At 56.4% G+C, this 24,452-nt stretch carries 21 protein-coding genes and 1 tRNA gene; 12 read left to right on the forward strand and 10 right to left on the reverse strand.

The genetic code is table 11. The features are described from left to right. Positions 1 to 210: 210 nt before the first annotated feature. The 9 genes from LG290_RS11620 to LG290_RS11660 all read left to right on the forward strand — a co-directional run bounded on the left by LG290_RS11620 (position 211) and on the right by LG290_RS11660 (position 8,834). Complete coding sequence (locus LG290_RS11620; RefSeq protein ID WP_499834953.1) at positions 211 to 1,983, forward strand: tetratricopeptide repeat protein; 1,773 nt, start codon at positions 211 to 213, stop codon at positions 1,981 to 1,983. Positions 1,984 to 2,026: 43 nt separating this feature from the next. Beyond that, positions 2,027 to 2,650 (forward strand): lipoprotein insertase outer membrane protein LolB, encoded by a 624-nt coding sequence (gene lolB / locus LG290_RS11625; protein WP_499834954.1) that lies wholly within the window; start codon positions 2,027 to 2,029, stop codon positions 2,648 to 2,650. Positions 2,651 to 2,659: 9 nt separating this feature from the next. Further along, positions 2,660 to 3,511 carry a 4-(cytidine 5'-diphospho)-2-C-methyl-D-erythritol kinase gene (ispE, locus tag LG290_RS11630; RefSeq protein WP_499834955.1) on the forward strand — a complete coding sequence of 284 codons (852 nt, stop codon included), beginning with the start codon at positions 2,660 to 2,662 and terminating at the stop codon, positions 3,509 to 3,511. A gap of 121 nt (positions 3,512 to 3,632) precedes the next feature. Next, a complete protein-coding gene (locus LG290_RS11635; protein WP_319928094.1) occupies positions 3,633 to 4,574 on the forward strand; it encodes a ribose-phosphate pyrophosphokinase in 942 nt (313 codons plus the stop codon). A gap of 98 nt (positions 4,575 to 4,672) precedes the next feature. After that, positions 4,673 to 5,311, forward strand: coding sequence for a 50S ribosomal protein L25/general stress protein Ctc (locus LG290_RS11640; protein ID WP_160417904.1), 639 nt, complete (start codon positions 4,673 to 4,675; stop codon positions 5,309 to 5,311). Between the two features lie 84 nt (positions 5,312 to 5,395). Then, on the forward strand, positions 5,396 to 5,980 hold the full coding sequence (gene pth, locus LG290_RS11645; protein ID WP_499834956.1) for an aminoacyl-tRNA hydrolase: 585 nt from the start codon (positions 5,396 to 5,398) through the stop codon (positions 5,978 to 5,980). A gap of 101 nt (positions 5,981 to 6,081) precedes the next feature. Further along, positions 6,082 to 7,173: a redox-regulated ATPase YchF gene (gene ychF, locus LG290_RS11650; RefSeq protein ID WP_499834957.1), complete on the forward strand. Its 1,092-nt coding sequence runs from the start codon at positions 6,082 to 6,084 to the stop codon at positions 7,171 to 7,173. Between the two features lie 121 nt (positions 7,174 to 7,294). Next, complete coding sequence (mltF, locus tag LG290_RS11655; protein WP_499834958.1) at positions 7,295 to 8,686, forward strand: membrane-bound lytic murein transglycosylase MltF; 1,392 nt, start codon at positions 7,295 to 7,297, stop codon at positions 8,684 to 8,686. 71 nt (positions 8,687 to 8,757) lie between these two features. Then, a tRNA-Met gene (locus LG290_RS11660) sits at positions 8,758 to 8,834 on the forward strand. A gap of 56 nt (positions 8,835 to 8,890) precedes the next feature. Here LG290_RS11660 and LG290_RS11665 read toward each other — a convergent pair. Continuing rightward, entirely contained in the window at positions 8,891 to 10,195 is a 1,305-nt protein-coding gene (locus tag LG290_RS11665) for a M18 family aminopeptidase (RefSeq protein ID WP_499834959.1), read from the reverse strand. Positions 10,196 to 10,364: 169 nt separating this feature from the next. Between LG290_RS11665 and LG290_RS11670 the strand changes: the two genes are divergently transcribed. Continuing rightward, complete coding sequence (locus LG290_RS11670) at positions 10,365 to 12,428, forward strand: carboxy terminal-processing peptidase (protein WP_499834960.1); 2,064 nt, start codon at positions 10,365 to 10,367, stop codon at positions 12,426 to 12,428. Positions 12,429 to 12,605: 177 nt separating this feature from the next. Then, positions 12,606 to 13,679 carry an ACR3 family arsenite efflux transporter gene (gene arsB, locus LG290_RS11675; protein WP_499834961.1) on the forward strand — a complete coding sequence of 358 codons (1,074 nt, stop codon included), beginning with the start codon at positions 12,606 to 12,608 and terminating at the stop codon, positions 13,677 to 13,679. A gap of 18 nt (positions 13,680 to 13,697) precedes the next feature. Here the strand turns inward: arsB and LG290_RS11680 are convergent, their stop codons facing one another. Continuing rightward, positions 13,698 to 15,608: a sensor domain-containing diguanylate cyclase gene (locus tag LG290_RS11680; protein WP_499837093.1), complete on the reverse strand. Its 1,911-nt coding sequence runs from the start codon at positions 15,606 to 15,608 to the stop codon at positions 13,698 to 13,700. A gap of 445 nt (positions 15,609 to 16,053) precedes the next feature. Between LG290_RS11680 and rfaH the strand changes: the two genes are divergently transcribed. Beyond that, complete coding sequence (gene rfaH, locus LG290_RS11685) at positions 16,054 to 16,575, forward strand: transcription/translation regulatory transformer protein RfaH (protein WP_499834962.1); 522 nt, start codon at positions 16,054 to 16,056, stop codon at positions 16,573 to 16,575. 96 nt (positions 16,576 to 16,671) lie between these two features. Here rfaH and LG290_RS11690 read toward each other — a convergent pair whose 3' ends face one another. The 8 genes from LG290_RS11690 to LG290_RS11725 form a co-directional block, all read right to left on the reverse strand. Beyond that, positions 16,672 to 17,712, reverse strand: coding sequence for a hypothetical protein (locus LG290_RS11690; RefSeq protein ID WP_499834963.1), 1,041 nt, complete (start codon positions 17,710 to 17,712; stop codon positions 16,672 to 16,674). Between the two features lie 105 nt (positions 17,713 to 17,817). Continuing rightward, positions 17,818 to 18,912: a porin gene (locus tag LG290_RS11695; protein WP_499834964.1), complete on the reverse strand. Its 1,095-nt coding sequence runs from the start codon at positions 18,910 to 18,912 to the stop codon at positions 17,818 to 17,820. 270 nt (positions 18,913 to 19,182) lie between these two features. Next, complete coding sequence (locus LG290_RS11700) at positions 19,183 to 19,989, reverse strand: ProQ/FINO family protein (RefSeq protein ID WP_499834965.1); 807 nt, start codon at positions 19,987 to 19,989, stop codon at positions 19,183 to 19,185. A gap of 23 nt (positions 19,990 to 20,012) precedes the next feature. After that, positions 20,013 to 20,546 (reverse strand): dihydrofolate reductase, encoded by a 534-nt coding sequence (locus LG290_RS11705; protein WP_499834967.1) that lies wholly within the window; start codon positions 20,544 to 20,546, stop codon positions 20,013 to 20,015. Further along, on the reverse strand, positions 20,543 to 21,316 hold the full coding sequence (locus LG290_RS11710) for a thymidylate synthase (protein ID WP_499837094.1): 774 nt from the start codon (positions 21,314 to 21,316) through the stop codon (positions 20,543 to 20,545). The genes LG290_RS11705 and LG290_RS11710 overlap by 4 nt, the downstream gene beginning before the upstream one ends. Before the next feature lie 93 nt (positions 21,317 to 21,409). Continuing rightward, the gene (gene lgt, locus LG290_RS11715; RefSeq protein WP_160417893.1) at positions 21,410 to 22,207 is read right to left on the reverse strand and encodes a prolipoprotein diacylglyceryl transferase; all 798 of its coding nucleotides are present in this window, start codon (positions 22,205 to 22,207) and stop codon (positions 21,410 to 21,412) included. Between the two features lie 72 nt (positions 22,208 to 22,279). Continuing rightward, positions 22,280 to 23,077, reverse strand: a complete 798-nt coding sequence (locus tag LG290_RS11720) for a sulfite exporter TauE/SafE family protein (RefSeq protein ID WP_499834968.1) — start codon at positions 23,075 to 23,077, stop codon at positions 22,280 to 22,282. Positions 23,078 to 23,087: 10 nt separating this feature from the next. Continuing rightward, complete coding sequence (locus tag LG290_RS11725) at positions 23,088 to 24,296, reverse strand: response regulator (RefSeq protein WP_160417891.1); 1,209 nt, start codon at positions 24,294 to 24,296, stop codon at positions 23,088 to 23,090. Positions 24,297 to 24,452 lie beyond the last annotated feature (156 nt).

A 24,452-nucleotide genomic window follows, 5' to 3' on the forward strand; every position in this document is an offset into this window, starting at 1 on the left:
TTATGCGTCTTCGCTAGTGTCAGTCTCTGCATGGTCATTGAATGCCCGCGTAAGGCAGATTTGATCGGTAATTTGAACGCGCCGGGGCTGTTCATCGCCCCTTCAAGGCGATATATCCTACCACAGCCATGAACCAACAGGCGCACACGACTTTGCCCTGCCGCGGCAAGCCGCTATGCTGACACTTCAGGCAACCTGAGCGAGAAATGCATGCCTTCACGTTGGACCCTATTTTCCTTGATCGCTGTGGCCGTTTTCTTCAGCGGTTGCCAAACGTTCACCTCTCAAGAAAAATCGCAGAAAGGGATACTTGAGACATTTCCCTCGGACCCCATGCGTTCGGCACCGCCGATTACCCAAGGGCTCGATGCCGCCGGTCTGAGCACGCTGCTGGGCGCCGAACTGGCCGGGCAGCGTGGCGATTACAGCGCGGCGGGCCGCGGCTACCTGGATGCCGCTCAACGTTATCCCACCTCGGAGCTAGCCGAGCGCGCCACATTGGCGGCACGCTTCGCCAACGACCCGACATTGCTGGAAGAAGCCGCAAGACGTTGGCGCGAGCTTTCTCCTCAGTCGGATGCTCCCGCCCGTCTATTGGCCGATCTGTCATTACAGCGTGGCAATTGGCAGGAAAGCCTCAGGCAGCGACTGAATGTCGCACGCAGCGGCGGCTTTGGTGACGTGGCAAGCTTTGCCGAAACGGCTGTCGCGGAAAACGCGCCGCTGGTGCCACTGGCTGCCCAGTTACATGCTTACCTGGCTCGCCCCGGTGTCGAAGCGCCAGAGATTCATAGCGATGTCCTTTTGGGAACCGCCCTGCTCGAAGCCGCTATCGGCGATACGCAAAGTGCCATGCGCCGGCTTGACCAAGCAGCAACGCTCGCGCCGGAAGAGCCCAGCCTGTGGCTAACCCGCGCCAACCTGGCATTGCAGAACCAAGACCCCGCCACGGCACGTCGTGCGGCGAAACGCGGTCTTGAGCTCTCGCCGGATGACGCACGTTTCATCCTACTGCTGACCCAAGCGGAAGCTCGGCTCGGCAACATTACCGCCGCCGAAGCATATACCGATGCCCTGCTTGAACAGCATGCGGGTAGCCAAGCGCTACGCATGGCCCTGGCTCAGCTTTATCTGGAAGAAAGCTACCCCGAACCGGCCGGACGTTTACTGCAGCCACTTATTGCCGAGGAGGACACGCCGCCTCTGGCCTACTATCTACTGGGCGCCATTACCCAGCATGAGGACGATGTCGATAATGCCCTACTGTATTACCGTCAGGTCGAACCGGGAGAGGAATTCATACCGGCGCGCATTGCCGCCGCACGCATGCTGATCGGGAATGATCGACTGCTCGATGCCCGGGCTTTTTTACGGATCGAACGCATGCGCTTTGAAGAATATTTCAGTGAATTGGTCATGCTTGAAGTCAGCCTGCTCGATGAACTCGGCATGAAGGCCTCCGCAGACGCTCTGCTTGATCGCGAACTTGGTCGCACCCCGGATGATACCCAGCTGCTCTACATGCGGGCGATGCGGGCTTGGGAAGACGGCGACCTCGCAGCCATGGAGCGGGATTTACGGCGCATTCTGAAAAACGAACCCGATAATGCCATGGTGCTCAACGCCCTAGGCTACACCCTGGCCGACCTTGGCCTTACCAATCGCCTGGAGGAAGCGCGCGAATTGATCGAGCGTGCTTACCAGCAAGAACCCGACAATCCTGCGGTACTGGATAGCCTGGGCTGGGTCCATTACCGCCAAGGCGACCCGCAACAGGCGCTGCCCTGGCTTGAGCGGGCTTATGCCCTGATGCCCGACCAGGAAATTGCTGCCCATCTGGCGGAAGTACTGCATGCCTTGGGGCGCGCCTCTGAAGCTCGCCAGGTGATTCTGGAGGTCATGCAGCGTTTCAGCGATTATCCGCAGATAGACAAATTGCTTGAACGCCACCCCCAGCTTGCTCCTGCCGCGAGTAGTTCATGATGCAACCCTTTCTCGTCACCTTTTACACTTTTCCGGAGTTTCCATGGCCTCTTTATTAGCGTCACCCACATTTTCACGTCTTTTACTCCCGGCGCTTGCCGTCATGCTTCTCGCCGGTTGCGCCGCCCCCGGTGCACCTCTCGAAGGCGAGCGTCAACGCGGCCAATGGGAAGCCCAGCAAACCGCGCTCGAACGACTCGATACCTGGGGCCTGATAGGCAAGGTCGGGTTGCGTACGCCAGAAGAGTCGACCAGCGCCAATCTCGACTGGAATCAATATCCGCACTATTTTCGCATGTTGATCAGCGGTCCCTTCGGGGGCGGACGTAGCGTACTGGAAGGCCGTGAAGGGCGTTACTCCTTGACCACCAGTGAGGGCCGCTTTGAAGCCGAGACGCCTGAAGCCTTGATGGAAGCGCAGCTCGGCTGGTCGCTTCCGGTAGACGCCATGCCTGATTGGGTACGCGGCCTTCCCGGTGACCATGCAAGCTACCGCCTGGAAACCGATGAGCTCGGCTTTCCCAGCCATCTTCAACAGGACGGCTGGGGAATCGATTATCGCGACTGGGAACGCTTCGATGATCTCTGGTTGCCACGCCGCATGGTACTCAACTACGACGACCTCAGAATTACCCTGGTGATCAATCAATGGCGTTCTGAACCCTGAGGAAATCGCATGACCGCAGGGCTGACTCTACCGGCACCCGCCAAACTCAACCGAATGCTGCATATCGTGGGTCGCCGTCACGATGGCTACCATGAGCTGCAGACCCTGTTTCAGTTTCTCGACCACGGCGACACCCTGACATTGACCCCCAGGCGGGATGGGGAGATTCACCTTTCCCCTGCGCTTGAAGCCGTTACCCACGAGGACAACCTGGTGGTGCGCGCCGCGCGGCTACTGCAACAAACCAGCCATGTCTCTTCGGGAGCGGACATTCATCTGGAAAAGCGCTTACCCCTGGGCGGCGGCTTGGGCGGCGGCAGTTCCAATGCCGCCACGACGCTTTTGGGACTCAACCAGCTGTGGCAACTCAGCCTGAGCCTTGAACGCCTTGCCGCCCTGGGTGCCCAGCTGGGGGCTGATGTCCCGGTGTTTATCCATGGCCGTGCAGCTTGGGCGGAAGGCATCGGGGAACGCTTGACCCCGGTGACCCTCGATACGCCCTGGTTCGTGGTGGTGCACCCCGGGATCAGCGTCGCCACCCCGCGGGTGTTCAATGACCCGCAATTGACACGCGACAGCCACCCCATTACCATGGCGCGCGCACTGCAGGGGGGAGCGCCTGAGTGGCGTAACGACTGCGAGCCCACCGTCAAGTTGCGTTATCCGCAAGTAGCACAAGCACTTGACTGGTTGTCTCAGTACGCACCCAGCATGTTGACCGGCACCGGTGCCTGTCTGTTTGCTCGCCTGGATTCCGAGCAGGCGGCACAGGCACTAGCAGCGGCTGCCAATCAACGCTGGCCTGCCTTCGTGGCACGCGGTCTCAACATCTCTCCTCTTCACGATGCTCTGGGGTGCTGAACACCCAGAGCCATCGCTTCGGTTGCCGAGCGGGATATCGAAAAATTGATCCCGCTGCTCTGAGCGATGGCCAAAAGGCCTGTTCCTCCCACGATCCCCAACACTGCAAAGGTGGTTGCGCGTGTCAAAATTGATGGTTTTCGCCGGGAATGCCAACCCCGAACTCGCTCATAAGATTGCCGAGAGTCTGGATAGCCGCATGGGTAACGCCACGGTAGGCCAATTCAGCGATGGTGAAATCGCGGTCGAAATCAACGAGAACGTGCGCGGCAAGGATGTCTTTATCCTTCAGTCCACCTGTTCACCGACCAACGACAACCTGATGGAACTGATCCTGATGGTGGATGCGTTGCGTCGCGCTTCGGCGGCTCGAATCACCGCGGTACTGCCTTACTTCGGTTACGCCCGCCAGGATCGCCGCGTGCGCTCCGCCCGCGTACCGATTTCCGCCAAGGTAGTCGCCGACATGATGGTCAAGGCCGGCGTTGATCGCGTCATGACCATGGATCTTCATGCCGACCAGATTCAGGGGTTTTTCGATGTGCCGGTAGACAACGTCTACGGCTCGCCGATTCTTCTCGACGACATCGAACGTCAGAATTACGATGATCTGGTCGTGGTTTCTCCCGATGTGGGCGGCGTGGTACGTGCTCGTGCGATTGCCAAGCAACTTCATGCGGACCTGGCGATCATCGACAAGCGCCGCCCCCAGGCCAACCAGGCTCAGGTGATGCATATCATCGGTGACATCGAAGGCCGTACCTGCGTGGTGGTGGATGACATGATCGACACCGCCGGCACGCTGTGCAAAGCAGGCGAGGCGCTCAAGGCACATGGCGCCAAACGTGTGGTGGCCTATGCAACTCACCCAATTCTCTCCGGCCCGGCGGTAGACAATATTACCGAGTCGGTGCTGGATGAAGTGGTGGTGACCGACACCATCCCGTTGTCCGATATCGCGCGTCGCAGTGGCAAGATCCGCCAGCTCAGCGTAGCCGGCCTGATTGCCGAGGCGATTCGCCGAGTCAGCAACGAAGAATCTGTCAGTGCCATGTTCCACTAAGCGGCACTGACAACTCAGCTCCACCAGGAGCTCCCGGAAACGTCGTTGTCTGGTCGCGGGCGGCGACGTTTCCTTACTTAAACCAAGAGGCACATTACATGTCTGATTTTATCCTTAACGCCAGCGTTCGTAACGACCTGGGGAAAGGTGCGAGCCGCCGCCTGCGTCGTGCGAACCAACAGGTTCCTGCCGTGATCTACGGTGGTGAAGCTGTTCCACAATCCATTTCCGTGGAAAAAACCGCTTTCTACAAGGCCATTGAAGACGAGACTTTCTTCTCTTCCGTGCTTACCTTGGTAGTTGACGGTAAGAAAGAGCAAGTGGTGGTGCGTGACCTGCAGCGTCACCCGTTCAAGCCGCTGCTGATTCATGCCGACTTCCTGCGTGTCGATGCCACTCACGAAATCACCCTGCGCGTGCCGCTGCATGTTGTGGGTGAAGAAAACAGCACAGGCATCAAGGACGATGGCGGTGAATTGCATGTCCTGGCCAACGAAGTCGAAATCAGCTGCTTGCCCAAGGATCTGCCTGACTTCCTAGAAGTCGACATTTCCGAGCTTGCTCTGGGTACCACCCTGCACTTGTCCGACCTGACGGTGCCTGCCGGTGTCACCATCGTCGCCTTGACCCATGGCGAAGATCATGACAACGCCGTGCTCAGCATCGTCAAGCCCAAGGTACGCGGTACCGAGGAAGACGAAGAAGGCGGTGAAGAAAGCGGCACCAGCGCAGAGTAAGCGCTTGCCAGGGCCATCTTCGCATGGCCCTCGTGATATTGATCAAGCGCTCCGGCGCTTGATCTTTTTTTTGGAGGTGAGAGTATGAGTCAGGTGACAGCCATCATCGGACTGGGTAATCCCGGGGCCGAATATGCCGCCACACGTCACAACGCCGGCGCCTGGTTGGTCGATGCCCTGGCCAGACAAGCGCATAGCGAACTGCGTCCGGAAAAGAAGTTTCTGGGGCTATACGCCAAGGTACGGCTCGACGATCATGAACTGCACCTGCTCAACCCGACCACCTTCATGAATCGCAGCGGCGCTGCCGTGGCCGCCCTGTGCCAGTTTTTCAAGCTGGTCCCGGAAAACTTGCTGGTGGCCCATGATGAGCTCGACCTCCCCCCCGGTCAGGCTCGCTACAAGACCGGCGGCGGACATGGCGGACACAATGGGCTACGCGACATCATCAGTGCGCTGGGTAATCAGAAGCAGTTTCATCGCGCTCGCATCGGCATCGGTCATCCTGGGGATGCACGCCAAGTCACCAATTACGTGCTTGGCCGACCCGGAAAATCGGAACAGGCCGCCATTGAGGATGCCCTATCTGAGTGCCTTGCCACCTTGCCGTATGTCGTGGTGGGAGATTGGGCCAAAGCCATGAACAGGCTACACAGCGTCAAGCCTTAGAGTGACGCGCCCTGGCGTTGCGCGGCGGTATTATTTTAAGCATTCAGTTTTTAAGTTCGCGCAGCTGCATTTTTTCAAGTACAGACTTTCAGGAATACATCATGGGCTTCAATTGCGGCATCGTTGGCTTGCCAAACGTCGGCAAATCCACCCTTTTCAATGCCTTGACCAAATCCGGGATCGATGCAGAAAACTTCCCATTTTGCACCATAGAACCCAACGTGGGCATCGTTCCCATGCCCGACCCGCGACTTGACAAGCTCGCCGAGATCGTCAAACCGCAAAAAGTGCTGCCTACCACCATGGAATTCGTGGATATCGCAGGCCTGGTGGCGGGCGCTTCCAAAGGTGAAGGACTGGGCAACAAGTTTCTGGCCAACATCCGCGAGACCGAGGCCATCGCGCATGTGGTGCGTTGTTTCGACAACGATAACGTTATCCATGTGGCCAATCAGATCGACCCTCGTGCGGATATCGAAATTATCAACATGGAGCTGGCGCTGGCCGACCTGGATACCGTAGAGCGCGCTATTCAACGCCTGGTACGCGTCGCCAAGGGCGGGGACAAGGATGCCATTGCCACCAAGGTGATTCTCGAGCGTGTCCAGCCCCATCTGGCTGAAGGCCACCCTCTGAGAAGCTTCGGCCTGGATGAAGAGGATCAGCGTCAACTCAAGAGCTTCGGTTTCTTGACACTGAAACCCACCATGTACATCGCCAACGTCAATGAAGACGGCTTTGAAAATAACGCTTACCTCGATGTGGTCAACAAAATTGCCGCCGAGGAAGGTGCCGTGGTGGTACCGGTGTGCAACCAGATCGAAGCCGAAATCGCGGAACTCGACGATGAAGAACGCTCCATGTTCCTGGATGAAATGGGCATGTCCGAGCCGGGTCTGGACCGCGTGATTCGTGCCGGTTACGCCCTGCTCGGTCTACAGACTTACTTCACCGCCGGAGTGAAGGAAGTGCGCGCCTGGACCGTCAAGCAAGGAGCAACCGCCCCGGAAGCCGCAGGCGTTATCCACTCCGACTTCCAGAAAGGCTTCATTCGCGCCGAAGTGATCGCCTATGACGACTTCGTTTCGCTAGGCGGCGAACAAGGCGCCAAGGATGCAGGCAAATGGCGTCTGGAAGGCAAGGAGTACATTGTCCAGGATGGCGACGTGATTCACTTCCGGTTCAATGTGTAGCAGCGATGGGCCTTGACGAGCATTAGGCGTGCCTGGGGCCGGTTAGCGCTGCCTTTCTGGCAGCGCGAAAGCCTGCTAGTCTTGATAAATGCCTTTATCTCGCCCACCCCATGATCGGGAAATGTGTCCCCGCCAGTTAATCGTCATCTTGCTACTGTCGCTGCTCGTGCTCCCGGGCTGCGAACAGGGCGAACCCCCGAGCGAATCACCACCCGTCACGCAGCTTGACCCGCCCGAACCGGGCGGGATACTCAAGGTGGCCACTCGGAACAGCGCCACCACCTACTACCTTGATCGTGACGAGACACCGGCCGGACCGGAGCATGATCTGGTCGAGTCATTCGCCGACGCCCACGACTGGCAGGTAGAATGGCTGCTGTTCGAGTCCACCTCGGCGGTGCTTCAGGCCCTAAAAGAGGGCAAAGTACAGCTGGCCGCGGCCGGTCTAACCCACCTTCCCTCGCGTGATGAACACTTCCACCGCGGACCCACCCATACCGACATCGTTGAGCAGCTAGTCTGCCATCGCGATATGCGGCCCTTGCCACGCCAAATAGAGGAAATGGCCGGGATCGATATCCGCGTCACTGCGGACTCCAGCTACACGGAAAAGCTCCAGAGTCTTGTCAACCAGCACACCGGCATCGCCTTCGAGGAGGATCCTCGCACCACCGAGATGCTGCTGGCCGAGGTGGCCGAAAAGCGCATTGACTGCACCTTGGCCGACTCCAATATCGTGCAGGTAGTGCGCCGCCACTTCCCGCACCTGGAGATTGCCATGAACCTCACCAGCGGCGATTGGCTGGGCTGGTACCTTCCCCCGGAACACCAGGCACTGGCCGAGATGGCCGATCAATGGAGGGAGAGCACCGAGGGCCAAAAGCGCGTCGCGGCGATGGAGGACCGCTACTATGCCTATATCGGCGAGTTCGACTTCGTCGACTTGCGCGCACTCAACCAACGTATCGGCGAGCGTCTACCTAACTTCCTCGACCTCTTTATAAAAGCCGAAGAAGAAACCGGGATGCCTGCCGATCTTCTCGCGGCCTTGGCCTACCAGGAGTCGCACTGGGATCCCCAGGCCGTTTCTCCCACCGGCGTACGTGGCATCATGATGCTAACTCAGAACACCGCTGAATCCCTCGGCGTCGATAATCGCTTGAACCCAGCAGCGGCTATCGACGGTGGCGCTCGCTACCTCGCCGACCGCCATCAGCGCCTACCCGACACCCTCCCTGAACCGGATCGAACCTACCTGGCTCTGGCAAGCTACAACATTGGCCGTGGTCACGTGCTAGACGCTCAAAAGCTGGCCCGCGAGCTGGGCAAGAACCCGCACTCCTGGGATGACATGAAAGAAGTGCTACCGCTCAAGGCTGACAAGCGCTACTACCCGCAGACCCGCTATGGCTACGCGCGAGGCTACGAACCGGTGCACTATGTACAGCGAATCCGCAACTACCAGGACGTGATAAGTGCTGCGATCGAGTGGTTACCATTAGAGGATGGCTGATGGCCTGTGCCCTTGCGCAATGAACGCTTGACGGGCGGTGCGTTGCTGAGTAGTATCCGCCCCCGTTGAAAGGCTACGTAGCTCAGCTGGTTAGAGCACATCACTCATAATGATGGGGTCCCCTGTTCAAATCAGGGCGTAGCCACCAAGATTGCCAAAAGCCCGCTGATTCCGTCAGCGGGCTTTTTGTATGCAAGGGCTCGATCAGCTCAGCTGCTTGCGATTGAGAAAGGCGGTGAGCACCCGGATCAAGTAGCCGACATCCTGGGTGCCGGCGGTTTCGCGAATCGAGTGCATTGCCCATTGCGCAACGCCCACATCCAGCGTCGGCACACCGATTTCCGTGGCCGTGATCGGCCCTATCGTGCTGCCACACCCCATGTCGGCCCGGGTAACGAATGTCTGTACCGGCACGCCCACTTCCTGGCAAACATCTCGAAAAAGGGCGCCCGTCGTGCTGTTGGTGGCGTAGCGCTGACTGGCATTGACCTTGATCACCGGCCCGCCGTTGATCCGCGGGCCATGCGCCGCATCGTGCTTGTCGGTAAAGTTGGGATGCAAGGCATGGGCGTTGTCACAGGAAATCATGCACGACGACTGCATCAAGCGAATCAACGCCTCTTCGCTCCCTTCACCGACCTGGCCATTGATACGCTTCAGCACATCACTCAGAAATGGCCCTTGTGCACCACAAGCACTGGCGCTGCCGACTTCTTCATGGTCATTGGCAACCAACAGCGCCGCTTGGCTGCCGTCACTTTCCAGCAACGCTTCCAGGCCGATGAAACACGAAAGCAGGTTATCCAGCCGCGCACTGGCGAGTAATTCCTGCTTCAAGCCTACCAAGGTCGCCGGTTGCAAATCGTAGAAGGCCAACTCGAAATCCATTATCTGGATGTTTTCCAAGCCATGCTGCTCGTGCAGCCAGCCCTCGAGCAGCGGCGCAAGCTCGGTTTGCTCACTTTGCATGACTACCGGCGCCATTTGCGTCTGAGGATTGACTGCTCGGCCGTTATTGACATCACGATCCAGATGAATCGCCAAGCTGGGAATAATCGCGATGGGCTTGTCGACATTCAGCAATACGCTTTCCAGGTGCCCGTCGGCGTGGCGCACATGCACCCGGCCGGCAAGCCCCAAGTCACGATCAAACCAAGGGTTGAACAGCACGCCACCATACACTTCCACCCCCAGCTGCAGCCAACCAGCGGCATGCTGGATGGCGTTAGGCTTGAGCCGCAACCCGGGACTGTCGGTATGGGCACCCAACATACGCAACGATTGAAGCTCCCCTTGAGGAAGCTGAATGGCTATGATCGAGGAGTCGTTACGGGTGACATAAAAGCGCTCGCCCGGCGACAGCTGCCAGGCGGCGGTTTCTTCCAAACGACGAAATCCTGCCGCTTCCAGGCGCTGAGCCATGCATTGCGTGGCATGCCAGGGAGTGGGAGATTGCTCTAAAAAATCACATAACCGCGCCAGCCCGTCGGCGCTAGCAGACTTGGACATGAAATTCCTCATAACTGTAATGAATGCGTCTCGGCCCAGCAGATGAACTGCTACAATGACCTTTCTTTGGCATGAGTTACGCCATCATGCAACTCATGGGCCGCTTGCAGGTCTAGAAAGATACGGGTCTAGGAACCAGAGTGTACACAAATCCGGGAGAGCTTGATTAATGAGCCTGTTTGCAACGCTTTCGCGCGCGACGGCACTTGCCTTGGTGCTGGTGATAGCCAGCCCAGTGGTATCGGCCCAGTTGCAGCCGACGGACGCCCAGCGTCATGTAGCGACAGAGATCGCGGATTCACTCCGCTACGGCCATTACGCCGAGGTAGAATTCGACGAAGAATGGTCGAAAGCAGCGTTTGAGCGCTACCTGGATATCCTGGATGGTCAGCGTGCCTACTTGCTACGCAGCGATATCGATGAATTCCGTGATCTGGAATCCCGCCTGGATCAAGTCATTTTCGATGGCGATCTCGATCGAATCTTCGCCCTTCACCGGCGCCTGAACGAACGCATGGAAAATCGGCTGGAGTGGCTACTGGCCAAACTCGACGGTGGGCTCGATTTCAGCTTTGACAGCGACATGCGCCTGGAACTGGAGCGTGAAAACGTGCCCTTTGCCAGCCGGGAAAGGGAACTTGACGAACTTTGGCACAAGCGCTTGAAAAATGCCGCCCTGACCCTGTCACTCTCGGACCAGGACGATGAGCAGGTCGAGACAACTCTACGCCAGCGCTATGAAGGCCAGCTCTCCCGGGTACGCCAGACTGAGCCGGAAGATGTCTTTGGGCTCTTCATGGCCGCCATCACTGGCACCATCGACCCTCATACCGGCTACCTTTCTCCGCGCCAAGGTGAATCCTTCGATATCCAGATGAGCCTTTCGCTTGAAGGCATCGGCGCCCTGCTTCAATCCGATGGAGAGTACGTCAAGGTATCCAGCCTGGTCCCGGGCGGTCCCGCCGAGCGTGCCGGTGCTCTCGAGCCCGCTGACCGTATCGTGGCCGTGGGCCAGGAAGACGGCGAAATGGTCAATGTAGTGGGCATGCGCCTGGATAACGTGGTTGATTTAATTCGTGGTCCCAAAGGATCGATCGTGCGTCTGGATATCGTCCCCGCCCAGGCGGTGGATATGACACGCTCGCACGTCATCAATATCACCCGGGATACCGTCGACCTAGAAGACCAGGCCGCTCAGGGTGAAGTCATCGAGATTGAACGTGAGGGCCGCACCCATCGTCTCGGGGTCATCAAGATTCCCACATTCTATGTGGATTTCGACGCTTGGCAGGCCGGCGAAGAGGAATATCGCAGCACCACCCGCGATGTGGCCCAGGAAGTCGAACGCCTCAAGCAGGAGGGAGTGGAAGGTATCGTACTCGACCTGCGCAACAATGGCGGTGGCGCGCTGCAGGAAGCCAACGCCTTGATCGGACTATTTATTGACCGCGGCCCCACCGTTCAGGTGCGGGATGCTCGCGGACGCATCAACCTCTATGGCGACAGCGAGAGCGGTGCCCTGTACGACGGTCCAATCGGCGTATTGGTCAATCGCCTGTCCGCTTCAGCCTCGGAGATATTTGCCGGTGCTATCCAGGATTACGGTCGTGGGGTGGTCTTGGGCAGCTCGACCTTCGGCAAGGGCACGGTACAAACCATGAGCGAACTCAGCCATGGCCAAATCAAACTGACCCGCGCCAAGTTCTACCGTATCTCCGGTGAAAGCACCCAGAACCGTGGTGTCGAACCGGACATCATCTTTCCCAGCCTGTTCGACCCGGAACGCATCGGAGAAAGCAGCCTGGATAACGCCCTGCCTTGGGATACGGTTCAGAACGTGCAGTACCGCCGTTACGGCGAGCCTGAGAATTTCATGGAATCCCTGCTCAGCCGCCATCAGACACGCGCCCAGGAAGAGCCCAACTTTCATTACCTGGAGCGCCAGTCGGAACTGGCACGCAAGCTGCGAGAACAACACACCAGTGTCAGCTTGAATCGCGAGCAACGCCAGCGTGAAATGCAGGCGCAAGAGGCCGAACAGCTCGCACTGGAAAATCAACGGCGTCGCGCTCTAGGCATGGACCCGCTGGAAGAATGGATCGATGCCCGCGATGAAGACATCGAGGAAGAAGAAAATACCCCGGTAGATCGCGCCCAAGTACTCGAAGCAGCACAAGTCCTGCTGGATTACGCTCAACTGGTCGAAGCCCAGCAGATTGCTCGGCGACAATAAGACCGAGCAAATCATCTTTTTTCATGCCGGGCTTATGCCCGGTATTTTTTTACCTGATGGCTAGCGTTTGAGACGCCCTTGAGAAAGCTCTTGAGAAAGCCCTTGGCATCACCTTATTAATATATGAAAATCCATATATCTATGGCACACCGACCCCGCTGACAAGGATATTGCCTTATGACCCAACAAGATGCTCCCAACGCTACCCAAGGAATGGGCAGGTTCGAACGTTTTCTTTCCGTCTGGGTGGCACTGGCTATCGTTGTTGGTATTTTGCTCGGTCAGCTGGCGCCCGCCATACCCGAGGCATTATCACGCTTCGAGGTTGCTCAGGTATCGATTCCCGTGGCGATCTTGATCTGGGCGATGATCTTTCCAATGATGGCGCAAATTGACTTTACCGCGGTGCTCGGTGTGCGTCGTCAGCCCAAGGGGTTGATCATTACCACCACAGTGAACTGGCTGATCAAGCCATTCAGCATGTTCATCATCGCCTGGTTTTTCCTGATGGTGGTGTTTCGACCGTTCATTCCAGAAGAGTTAGCCAGCCAATACCTGGCCGGCGCCATCTTACTGGGCGCAGCGCCCTGCACCGCCATGGTATTTGTATGGAGTTACCTGACGCGCGGCGATGCCGCCTATACCTTGGTACAGGTGGCCCTCAATGATCTTATTATGCTATTTGCTTTCGCGCCTATCGTGGTATTCCTGCTGGGGGTATCGAACATTCAGGTGCCTTGGGACACCGTGGCCCTATCGGTGGTGCTGTATATCGTAATTCCGTTGGTTGCCGGCTACCTGACCCGGCGCACATTGATCGCTCGGCATGGCACGCAGTGGTACGACAATATTTTCATGAAGCGCATTGGGCCCATCACCCCTACCGGCCTGATCATCACCTTGATTCTGTTATTCGCTTTCCAGGGAGATGTCATCCTCAATAACCCCCTGCATATTGTCCTGATCGCAATACCGCTGATTATTCAGACGTTTCTGATATTTTTTATCGCCTACGGCTGGGCCAAAGCCTGGAAAGTACCCCATAACGTGGCGGCTCCCGGGGCGATGATCGGCGCAAGCAATTTCTTCGAATTGGCCGTTGCCGCTGCCATTGCCCTGTTCGGGCTACAATCCGGGGCGGCACTGGCTACCGTAGTGGGGGTATTAGTCGAAGTGCCGCTGATGCTGGCTCTGGTGCGTATCGCCAACAAGACACGCCATCATTTTCCCGCCGGACCTGAAGCTGGGTGACTTATTCAAACAAAGCGCTCAATCGAATAGAGTGATCAGATCTTCATGGTTGCCAGTGGCATTTGCCACCTTGACCACCACACTGTTACGCCCAAGATTCTTGGCTTCATAACTGGCGGAATCGGCGCGCTCCATGGCAGCGTCAATGGCGGCATCATCTTCTGAAAAAACCGTCACCCCCAGGCTTAGAGTGACTTTATATTCTTTACTTGCCGTACCGTCCTTACTTTCTTGGATAACGGAAATTTCAGCCACCGCCTTGCGCAAGGAATCGGCAATGATCTTCGCTTGGCGTAGCGTACAGCTAGGCAGCAACACACCGAACTCGTCCCCGCCCTGGCGGGCCACATGATCACTGCGACGCACTTCCCATGCGATAACCTGTGCAATTCGCCGTAACATTTCATCCCCCAAGGCGTGGCCACCTTCATCATTGATCGGCTTGAAGTAATCGAGATCGAACAAGATCAACGCCGAAGGGATGCTGGTTTTCTGAAGATCGGCGAACGCTTCTTCCAGGCGACGCTCAAAGCCACGCCGGTTCAACAGGCCAGTCAGGGGGTCATGCTCGGCTTCCCAGCGCTGAATGGCTTCTTCCTGACGACGCTCGGTAATATCCTTGACCATTCCCACCAACCCCAATGAATGCCCTCCCTGGGTCAGCAACACGGCTCGGGCATGCACTTCCAACCACAGCATTCCATTATCACTGCGATGAAAGCGTAGCTGACGGTGAAATTCACTCCCGGTTCTCAAACTATGCCGCCACATGTCCACGGCACCCGGACGGTCATCAGGGTGAACCTGCTTGAGCCAATCGCTTGGCTGGGCACCGGCTTCAATTCCCAACATCTTGAGCAGTGCCGGGTTCATGTAGGTAATATCCCCATCCAAGTTGGCGACGAACATGCCTTGAGGGGTAGAACTCAGGATTGAATCAAGAAATGCCTCGCGTTCATGCAGGCTGGTCAGCAGCGTCTGGCGCTCATCCTCTACCCGGTTAAACGTATTGGAGACTTCACGTAGTTCGAACATATTGGTATCGAGATTGACCTTACGTCGCCTCCCCAGCCCCACTTCCCCGATTTGCTCTTCCAGGTGATGCAACGGCAACAGCATCTGTCTCAGTAACACCCATAATAGCGGCAACATGAGAATAGCCAGCGAAAGCCATACCCACCACAATTGCCGAATAAACTCCTGCAGTGGCAATTGTGCCTGCTCCATGGGCAAGAAGAGCCCCACTACCCAGTCCGCCGGCCAGACCTGAGAAAACGATTGAAGACCTCTCTCCCCGTTGAGCAACACCCCCACCCCATCGCCCTGCCAGCCATCCAGCGCCAGATCCAGCAATGGATTTTCGCTGGCTGACGGCACATCCTGCATGATCAAGTCACGATCGGGATGGTAGAGTATTTTACCTGTGGCGGTTGCCACGCTGGCATAACCTCTTTCGCCCAATCGAAGGCGAGCTAGCCGGTCGAACAAACCACCTCGATTAAGGCTCACCACACCGCCCACAAACCCCTGGAACTCTCCTTCGGGGCCTTTGCGAGGCACACTTATCAATACCATCGGTATCTTACTGGCCTGGCCTACAAACGGCTGACTGACGTAGGGTCGCCCGGTACTCCGCAGCATGCGAAAATATTCCTGCTGCCCGGTTTCAAGATTTGCTCGCCCAGGCACTACCGGCCAATCGGCGATGAGGCGTCCGGAGGCATCCGAAACTACCAAGCCTTCAAACAACTCCAGCAAGGTATCATGGTGGCGCAGTTCCATTTGTAGCCAGTTCGGATTAATACGCTGCGAAAAGAGCAATGAAAGCCGTTCCAGGGTTTTAATCCGTATGCTTACCTGCTGGGTGACTTCGTCCGCCAATAGACTTGATTCATAACGCAAATGCGAGATATTGGTTTCTTGCACCATTTCCTTTCCCAGCTGCCAGGTAATGCCTAGCACCAAGGCCACTATAAACAACCAGGCAAGCGCAACTCCCAGCAACAGCCGATTCTGTAGCGAACCATAGCAGCGCCTGAAACCTAGCGTATTAAATAAGCGCACAGGCAGCTTTTATCCTTGAAAATCAAAAATTTATCCTTAATAGCCTAGGAGAAAACCTGCCACGTGATTTGCTTCTGGGTATGCGTCAAACCCAACAAGAACAGTGACAAATGGCACATCCGAAACATCGCATCAAAACGTGACTATCGCTTACTCCTTGCCCTCCTCCAATCACCTTCTTTACGGCGCTTTTCAACGCATTGATCCTCGTCAATATTAAATCAATAAACCCTTTGAAGCTGAAAACGTTGACTATAACGCCCGCTCTTGAAAGAGTAGGCGTTTATGTTTCAAGCTCAAGGATGAACGTATGGAGCCAAACAAGCCGATGGCGAATGCAACACCCTACTGGTACGTCATTCAATGCAAAGGAGGCGAGTCTTTTCGCGCCGCTGAGCATCTCGCCAATCAAGGCTATGAAATCCTTCACCCTGTGCTGAAAATACAGCGAAAGCGACAAAATAAGCTCACCTGGATCACTGAGCCATTATTTCCTTATTACCTTTTTATCAGACTGGATAAAATCGCTAGCAACTGGCGCCCTATACGCTCGACAAGAGGCGTATTGCGCCTACTCACCTTTGCAGACAAACCCGTGCCCGTGAGCGATGATCTGGTGGAAACACTCAAGGCTCACGCCACAGCCGTGGATGAGACCCCCCATACTTATTTTATCGCCGGTGAAAAGGTCCGGATCACACAAGGGCCCTTCAAGGAACTCGAGGCCATCTTTACCCGTACCAAGGGAGAGGAGCGCGCCATCGTGCTGCTCAACATTCTTCAGCGCCCCCAGCACCTGGAAATGCCTCTTCAGCACCTCAAGAAAGATTGAGCAGGTAAGCGCCCACCCATTTTGATCGCCTGCCGTTGAGGCGGAGGAAACTCCGCCTTCAATTCACTTCCAAGCATCAGCCTTCATGAACAAGAGTTATCGACGATTCAGCTGTTCGACTTTCAGTTCGTAGTTGTTGACCCCTGAATGTGCGGAGCCGAACTTTTGTCCCTTCACACGAATCCGATAACGCCCCGGCGACAACCTGGTCTGAAGGTCGACATCGCCATCGAAGCCTTCTCCCGCGCCTTCTGCTACGACATTGCCCGATTCATCCAGAACGTCCAACTCGATACGATAGGTATCTTCATAGCCGCCAGGGTATGTGGACGTGGTAATCGCAATGGTGCCCGGCTTGGCTACCTCAAAGGTCAACACCTCACCTTTTGCGCGAATCTTGACATCAGTGACGATCGTTTCAAAACCCTCTCTCGGGGAGACGGAGGTTTCCTGTTGCGCTGCTGCAGCGCTAGTTTCACTGGAAGTCTGGGGCTGAGCACTGTCTGCTGCTGATGTAGCAGGATTACTCCCGGCAGTATCCGATGCAACGGAGGGGGCGGAAATCGTCGCAACAGTCTCCGAGCCACGCACGAAAACGCTACGGCTTGATTCACGGCCCTTTCCGGTAAAGACCAAGCCTTCACCTCTATCAACCGCATCCGTCTTCGGTCTGCCCTGCTTATCGAGCCCACTCACGGTAATATAGTAGAAGCTATCCATGGCATCGCTTCGGGTACCAAACCGATGCGCCTCGACACGCAAGGTATAGTCACCCGGCGTTAGCCGTTGGCGCATGGCCAGGCCATCGTTCTGGCCCAGTGCTTCGCTGCGGGCCAGTACGTCACCCTGGGCATTCAGCAGCTCTCCAGCTATGCGATAATCTTCGGAACGCCCGCCCGGCACCTCACTTTCGAGTAAATAAACGCCCGTTTCCTTCACGGTAAAATCATGCTCGTGCGTGCCACCGAACAGAAAACTCCGGCTGCGCGCATCGGTGTCGGACTGCAGGAAACCGGTTAAATCAAGCTGCTTGCCTTCTTCACGGAAACGCTCTTGCATTGCACTGTCCGCCATCGCCGGCGTCGCTATCATTATTCCCAACGCCACTAGACTCGCGGTTATGATCGGCTGTTTCATGGAACCTCGCTTACATGTCGGTTTACCAATGAAAAAGCCGATCCCCTGGAGGATCGGCTTTCGATAACAAAACCCTAGGGGGCAGGAAGCTCCTGCGACCGGGGTTTAGAACAAGTAGGTCACGCCAACACCAAAACCATCTTTATCGTCTGCTTCACGATCATACCAGGCAGCTTCGGCCCAGGTGTACATGGCATCGGAGATGTTGTAAGTAGCACCGAGAATTACCTCGTTGTAAGTCTCGTCACGCTCCTGCTCGTCCTGGAGAGTCTCATCCAGTTCGCTCAGCAGGCTACCTGCACCTATGTCGACATACTGGTAAGCACCGTAGATGTCACCGTTGCCGTAACCGTAGCGAGCACCCAATGCATAGAAATTGGCGTCTTGTACGTCACTTTCTGCATCGAAACGCTCAAGCTTGAGGGAAAGACGCAGCGTGTCGATGGTGTACTGACCAGTGATACCGTACTGGTTACCCACGCTATCCACACCACCGTTAGTGTCATACGTTATGTTATCAAGGTTGTCGTAAACCGCAGCGACGGAAAATGCACCGGCAGTATACTTGGCGCCACCGAAGAACGCAGCGTTACCAGAAGAGCGTGCATTCTCGTCTTCATTGTCGCCCTTGTACTGAGTACCTACGGCAAACTGTAGGCCGTTCAAGGCGGGTGAGGTATAAGTTACCTTGTCAGTCTGCTGATCAGCACCGCTTTCGTGAAAAACGGTGGAGTCAGAAACATCGAAGCCTTCGTTGTTGGTGATTGGATCCTGGATCCAGTCATCGATCAACTGGTCGTAGGAACCCAGACGCACGTCACCGAAGTTGCCCTTCATGCCGACGTAGGCAGTATCGCCTGCGTCGTTTGCATCAGTGGCAGTGGCCATCTCGTCGGCTTTGATGTCGTCAAACTCAAGCTTCAGGTAACCGGTCAGGTCACGAGTAATCATGTGTTCAGCGGCAAAACCAAAAGTAGTACCGTTGTCTGCAATTTGATCCAGACTTTCGGTAACGGTTCTTTCCTGAGCTGTGTCTTCATCCAACACAACGCCTGAATCAGTGTTGTAATAGGCGATCTGGATGTTGCCGTAGATGTCCAGCTTGGTGCCGTCTTGGTTATAGACGGTAGCAGCGTGGGCACCGGAGGCGGCCATTGCGGCAGCGCCGGCGATAGCAGTCGCTAAGAGTGTCTTTTTCATGTTTAAAATTCCTTTAACTAGCTTACTGTTTCGATCGTTTTCTGTAGGGCGCGATATGCGCCGATACAGCCGGCTCGCCGGGCATGCTCTTTTCAGCCATCCGTGGGGTTTTTCCCGACGGTATGTGGCATGTCCTCAGCTCAGCCTTGTTATATTCCAATGCTCGCAGGGCAAACTCTATACCGGGACTCCAACGAGCGCAATAGAAAAAAACACTGTTTTCCAATTATTCATCAGACAGGGCCGGAACCAAACCTCAGCACGGCAGTCTCAGCTGCCTTCATATTTCTGCCGAAGCGCAGCAAGCTTGCTTTGCATGGTTTCATTTTTGGGTGCAGCACTCGGCTCGCTAGCGTAATGAACGGCTTGGGGTTTTTCAGCACGATCAGTGGCTTCGCTGTGCCTATTCCTGCCGGCCCTGTTGGCAGCCGCTTTATCCTCAACGATACCTGATTGCCCGCTCGATTTTTCGCTAGAGGTAGACGCCTGGTGCTTGGCTAGACGGCGCGCGTCTGGCCTGCGCCTTGAAGCGGGGGTACGTTTTTCCGCGGCGTGCTGGGCGGCGGCCTTATCCACTACGCCTGCAGGCTTGCCTTCCAAATCGATACGTGTCGAACCCTCGCGCATGGCCTTGAGGTAACGCGGCAGGTTGACGTAACTGGCCAGGGTTCGGCGTATCAGCTTGTTCGACCACGGCTCCCTGGCTGCCAAATCTTCGTGAATGCCCACTTTCAACGGCTGGGTGTGGCCTTTGAAAAACGTCTTCGGATAGCGCTCATACCATTGAGCCAGCAATGTCTGAGGGGAAGGCGCCTCTTGCGCCGCTGAAACATTTTCTGCTGCCGGCTGCCGGGGTGGCGGTTGCACTTCGCCTTGAGTCGACGAGGAAGTAGCCGCTGGCGGGGGTTGCGGCTCGGGTAATGCCGACTCCGTCGCTACCGGCGTTTGCGGTGCCGCCAGGTTGCGAAGTTGCGCCTTGAGCTGGGCATTTTCTTCACGCAACGTTTGTAATTCCACGTTAGCCATGTCCAGGCGGTGCTCCAAATGTTCCAGTAACTGCAGCACAGATTGCGTCATACCCAATGTCTCCTTGGCATTGCCTACTGGTTCGGCTGCCGGCGCTGATAAACCACAAAATCGTAATCAGGCTGCCCCTCGACAGGGCTCCCCGCGACTCGCTGAGTTTCTTGCCACGTTACCGGGTCAATCTCGGGGAAGTAGGTATCGCCCTCCACTTCCACGTCAACCTCGGTGACATACAGCCTCTGAGCAAAGGGTAGCGCCTGGGCGTAGATCTCGCCGCCGCCCATCACCATAATTTCCTCAGCTGCATCAATGGTGGCTTGCTGATCGGCCAGCGCCAAGGCGGACGCCAGGTCATGACATACCCGTACGCCAGCGGGAGCAAAGGAAGTATCGCGTGTAACCACGATATTGAGCCGATTGGGCAGCGCCCTACCAATGGAAGTAAAGGTTTTTCGGCCCATTACCAGTGGTTTGGCCTGGGTGATACGCTTGAAGAACTTGAGATCTTCCGGCAAATACCAAGGCAGCTTACCCTCCACGCCGATAACACGATTTTTGGACATGGCGACAATCATGGCGACCGGCACCAGGGTTTCTGAAGCAGTCATACGGCGACCTCGGCCTTGATCGGGGGGTGAAACTCATAGTCTTCGATGGAAATATCATCGAAACCAAAGGCAAAAAGATCCTTGACCTCAGGATTGAGTACCAGTCGAGGAGCCGCTTTCGGCGAACGCGCCAGCTGCTCCCGTGCCTGTTCCAGATGATTCATGTACAAATGGGCATCGCCCAGCGTATGGACGAACTCACCCGGTTCAAGCCCGACCACCTGAGCCACCATGCTCAATAGCAGCGCGTAGCTTGCGATATTGAACGGCACACCCAGGAAAATGTCCGCGCTACGTTGATAAAGCTGGCAGGAAAGCTTGCCCTCGGCCACATAAAACTGGAACAGGCAATGGCACGGCGGCAGCTGCATTTCATCCACCTGTGCCGGGTTCCAGGCGGAAACGATCAGACGACGGGACTGCGGATTGGTGCGAATCTGCGCGAGCACCTTGCTGATCTGGTCCACATGGCCGCCCTGCGGGTCAGGCCAACTGCGCCACTGGTAACCATAAACCGGCCCGAGATCACCGTTTTCATCGGCCCATTCGTCCCAGATACGCACCCCGTTTTCCTTGAGGTAGGCAATATTGGTGTCGCCGCGCAAAAACCATAAAAGCTCGTGAATGATAGAGCGCAGATGCAATTTCTTGGTGGTCACCAGAGGAAAGCCACGCGAAAGATCGAAACGCATTTGATGACCGAAGATGGAGCGCGTCCCCACCCCGGTACGATCGCGACGCTCTACGCCGTTTTCCAGCACAGTGCGCATCAAATCCAGATAAGGTTGCTCAATAGCAGGCAATTTTTCAGCAGTCACGGTGTATCCAGCGTCAAATTAACAAATTGAATGTAAAACGGTTATTCACGCCGAGCGCTTTGTTCCATCCACCGGCTGGCTGCGTGACCACGCAACCAACAGCCCACCGAGAACGATCATGGGCAGTGAAAGCAGCATACCCATGGTTACCCAGCCGAAAGCGATGAAACCGATATGCGGGTCCGGCAAGCGCACAAACTCAACGGCAAAACGGAACAGACCGTAAAGCAGCAGGAACAAACCGGAAACCAGCCCACGCGCGCGTGGCTTGCTTGATACCCACCATAGAACAGTAAACAACACAGCACCTTCCAGCAGCGCCTCATACAATGCCGTGGGATGGCGTGGCTCCGGCCCCATACCCGGAAATGGCATGCCCCATGGCAGGTTGGTGACCCGCCCGGGAAGCTCATGATTGATAAAATTACCGATACGCCCGGCACCCAAACCGATAGGGACCAGCGGTGCGATGAAATCACCCAGAGTGAAAAGCGCCAACTTTTTCTTACGCGCGAAGAATATCGTGGCCACAACGACCCCGATCAGGCCGCCGTGAAAGCTCATTCCCCCATCCCAGACCCGAAATACCCATAACGGATCGGCAACCCACTGCTCCAGCCCATAAAAGATGGCATAACCCAGCCGGCCTCCAGCCACCACGCCAATCGCGCAGTAGAACAGCAAGTCGCCCACGTCATCCTTGTTCAAGCCGATACGCGGGGCACGGCGACAGCCTAACCACCAGGCGGCGACGAAGCCGATGACGTACATCAGGCCATACCAATGTACCTGGATAGGCCCTATGGCAATGGCGACCGGATCGATATCGGGGTATGTCAGCATCGGTTCTCTCTAAGTCTGTCTTAAAAGTCTGTCTGGTTTTAAGGACTGTGAATGAGTGTTCCTACGATGGGCTTACGTCAATAGAAAACGCATCCCCACGATTGCCAATAATCCGGCAAAGGCCAAGCGCAATACGCGCGCCGGTAATACATGAGCTAGTTTCACGCCCAGGTGAGCGAAAGGTACGCTGGCAATGACGATACCCAAAAAAGCCGGCCACATGACAAAACCGCTGGCCCAATCAGGGAGCAACGGGTGTCCCCAACCGACCACAATGAAGGTCAGCGCCCCGAACAGAGCGATGGGTAGCCCACAAGCCGCTGACGTACCCACCGCCTGGGTCATGGTCGCGCCGCAACGCGATAGCCAGGGCACGGCCAGAGTACCGCCACCGATGCCGAACAACGCGGAAATACCTCCAATCACCCCGCCGGCAATCCCCATGCCGAGCTTGCCTGGCGCTATGGAGCCAGGCTTGGGCGCCAACCCCAAGGCCATTTTCACGGCCACCAGCAGTACAAACACCCCGAACAGGGTGCCCAATACGGTACTGGATAATGTATCGGCGACAAAAACACCGCCCACCGCCCCGAGCATCAACCCTGGCAGCAATGCCAGAAACCAAGGCCGGTAAAGACTCCCCTTGCGAAAATGCCCCAAGGCCGAGGAAGTCGCCGTCACCACAATGGTAGCGAGCGAAGTCCCCACCGCCAGATGCATGATGATTTCCGGCGCCACTCCTTGCAACGTGAAGGCAAATGCCAGAGCGGGCACGATGATCAAGCCACCCCCCACGCCGAAAAGCCCGGCCAGGGTGCCGGCCGCAGCACCCAGCCCCAGGTAGCCCACCGATGTTGCCAAGGCGTTCATAAAGGCTGGCTCACTGCTGTTTTTCCTCGATAACGGTGGGAAACCACCGGCGAATGACGTCAAGCAAGGCATCAGGCTGATAAGGCTTGGCCAGCAAGTCATCCATGCCTGACTGAAGGCATTGTTCGCGCCCGGCCTGGTCGGCATTGGCAGTCAATGCGACAAGCACGCTACTGTTCTTTCCTGAAGCCTTCTGCCCGAGTGCCTGTTCCTGCTCACGCCACAAATGGCTGGTCTGCTTACCATCCAGGTCAGGCATGAAAATATCCATGAACACCAGATCGAAGTATTGCTGTTCGTGACGTTTTAGTGCCTGTTGTCCGCTACTGACACCCTCCACATCAAAGCCTTGGCTCTCCAGCATCTGGCATGCCAGCATAAGATTTACCGGACCATCATCTACCACCAGGATTTTCAAGCGTGAAGCCATCAGCGTCGTGCTTTGCTCATCCTCTGGCTCAGGCCCCTTCTCAGTGGCTGCGTCAGCGCCTTGCAGATTGGAAAGTAGCACACGAATGTCCGCCAATTGTTCGCGCATATCTCCGATATTGTTACGCCACGGTGTCGCATTGCCTTCCAACATCAAGCCATTGAGATAATCCATCAACTGATCGATTTCACGCTGAACCAATGCCAGGTAACTGGATTTCAAGCGGGATTCTTCCCGGGCTCGGTCACGCCCCAGAAGTGACTGTGTCAGTTGCTGTTGCTGCTGCTGTAAGCTTTCCAGCAATGAGTGTTCCCGGTGATTTTCCGGCGCCCCAGGCAACGATCTCGGGGAACCGGCACAGGCACCGCAGCGCGCAAGCTCTCCCAGATTCTCAGTCAAGCGCGACAGCCGCCCCAGTGGGGACGACCACCCACTGTCAGCACCTCGGTTTGGCAGGGGCGGCAAAGCCGAGGGACCGCCACATTGCCGGACTTCACCGGTGCACCGTTCGAGGTCATCCAGTTGCTGATTCAACTGGCTTTCGTAATGTTTGAGACGCGATTTTACCAGCATGAGAAACACAGCGACATTCAAGCTACTGCCGAGCAAGAGCGTCAGCATCAACCAGCCCGCCGCACTCCAGGTAACATAGGTCGGCATCATTCCCCACACCACCAAACCCACGCTCAAGCACAGCAGTACGAGCAACAACTGCGCCACCAACAATGGCCAGAGGAGCGGCCATATCAGCAGGCTCCAGAAATACGCTTGCTTATCATACTGAGCCATTTATTGTCGCCTTCCTGTTCGCACGCAGAAACAGGCCTGACGCCTGACGCTCACGGTGTGGAGTGTACGTGGCCTGGAAATGCTTGTCATATATACGCCCTGGCCCGCTTGATTGTACCCTTGGGCCAACGCTATGTTTCATCACAAGAGAACCTG

The organism is Halomonas sediminis, from assembly GCF_044871105.1.
GTDB classification, from domain to species: Bacteria; Pseudomonadota; Gammaproteobacteria; order Pseudomonadales; family Halomonadaceae; genus Vreelandella; species Vreelandella zhuhanensis.

What these genes read in the sequence shown, in the direction of transcription:
- LG290_RS11620 (WP_499834953.1), top strand. Translation starts at nt 211, where the DNA reads ATGCCTTCACGTTGGACCCTATTTTCCTTGATCGCTGTGGCCGTTTTC.
- lolB (WP_499834954.1), top strand. Translation starts at nt 2,027, where the DNA reads ATGGCCTCTTTATTAGCGTCACCCACATTTTCACGTCTTTTACTCCCG.
- ispE (WP_499834955.1), top strand. Translation starts at nt 2,660, where the DNA reads ATGACCGCAGGGCTGACTCTACCGGCACCCGCCAAACTCAACCGAATG.
- LG290_RS11640 (WP_160417904.1), top strand. Translation starts at nt 4,673, where the DNA reads ATGTCTGATTTTATCCTTAACGCCAGCGTTCGTAACGACCTGGGGAAA.
- pth (WP_499834956.1), top strand. Translation starts at nt 5,396, where the DNA reads ATGAGTCAGGTGACAGCCATCATCGGACTGGGTAATCCCGGGGCCGAA.
- ychF (WP_499834957.1), top strand. Translation starts at nt 6,082, where the DNA reads ATGGGCTTCAATTGCGGCATCGTTGGCTTGCCAAACGTCGGCAAATCC.
- mltF (WP_499834958.1), top strand. Translation starts at nt 7,295, where the DNA reads ATGTGTCCCCGCCAGTTAATCGTCATCTTGCTACTGTCGCTGCTCGTG.
- LG290_RS11665 (WP_499834959.1), bottom strand. Translation starts at nt 10,195, where the DNA reads ATGTCCAAGTCTGCTAGCGCCGACGGGCTGGCGCGGTTATGTGATTTT.
- LG290_RS11670 (WP_499834960.1), top strand. Translation starts at nt 10,365, where the DNA reads ATGAGCCTGTTTGCAACGCTTTCGCGCGCGACGGCACTTGCCTTGGTG.
- arsB (WP_499834961.1), top strand. Translation starts at nt 12,606, where the DNA reads ATGACCCAACAAGATGCTCCCAACGCTACCCAAGGAATGGGCAGGTTC.
- LG290_RS11680 (WP_499837093.1), bottom strand. Translation starts at nt 15,608, where the DNA reads ATGGTGCAAGAAACCAATATCTCGCATTTGCGTTATGAATCAAGTCTA.
- rfaH (WP_499834962.1), top strand. Translation starts at nt 16,054, where the DNA reads ATGGAGCCAAACAAGCCGATGGCGAATGCAACACCCTACTGGTACGTC.
- LG290_RS11690 (WP_499834963.1), bottom strand. Translation starts at nt 17,712, where the DNA reads ATGAAACAGCCGATCATAACCGCGAGTCTAGTGGCGTTGGGAATAATG.
- LG290_RS11695 (WP_499834964.1), bottom strand. Translation starts at nt 18,912, where the DNA reads ATGAAAAAGACACTCTTAGCGACTGCTATCGCCGGCGCTGCCGCAATG.
- LG290_RS11700 (WP_499834965.1), bottom strand. Translation starts at nt 19,989, where the DNA reads ATGACGCAATCTGTGCTGCAGTTACTGGAACATTTGGAGCACCGCCTG.
- LG290_RS11705 (WP_499834967.1), bottom strand. Translation starts at nt 20,546, where the DNA reads ATGACTGCTTCAGAAACCCTGGTGCCGGTCGCCATGATTGTCGCCATG.
- LG290_RS11710 (WP_499837094.1), bottom strand. Translation starts at nt 21,316, where the DNA reads ATGCGCACTGTGCTGGAAAACGGCGTAGAGCGTCGCGATCGTACCGGG.
- lgt (WP_160417893.1), bottom strand. Translation starts at nt 22,207, where the DNA reads ATGCTGACATACCCCGATATCGATCCGGTCGCCATTGCCATAGGGCCT.
- LG290_RS11720 (WP_499834968.1), bottom strand. Translation starts at nt 23,077, where the DNA reads ATGAACGCCTTGGCAACATCGGTGGGCTACCTGGGGCTGGGTGCTGCG.
- LG290_RS11725 (WP_160417891.1), bottom strand. Translation starts at nt 24,296, where the DNA reads ATGGCTCAGTATGATAAGCAAGCGTATTTCTGGAGCCTGCTGATATGG.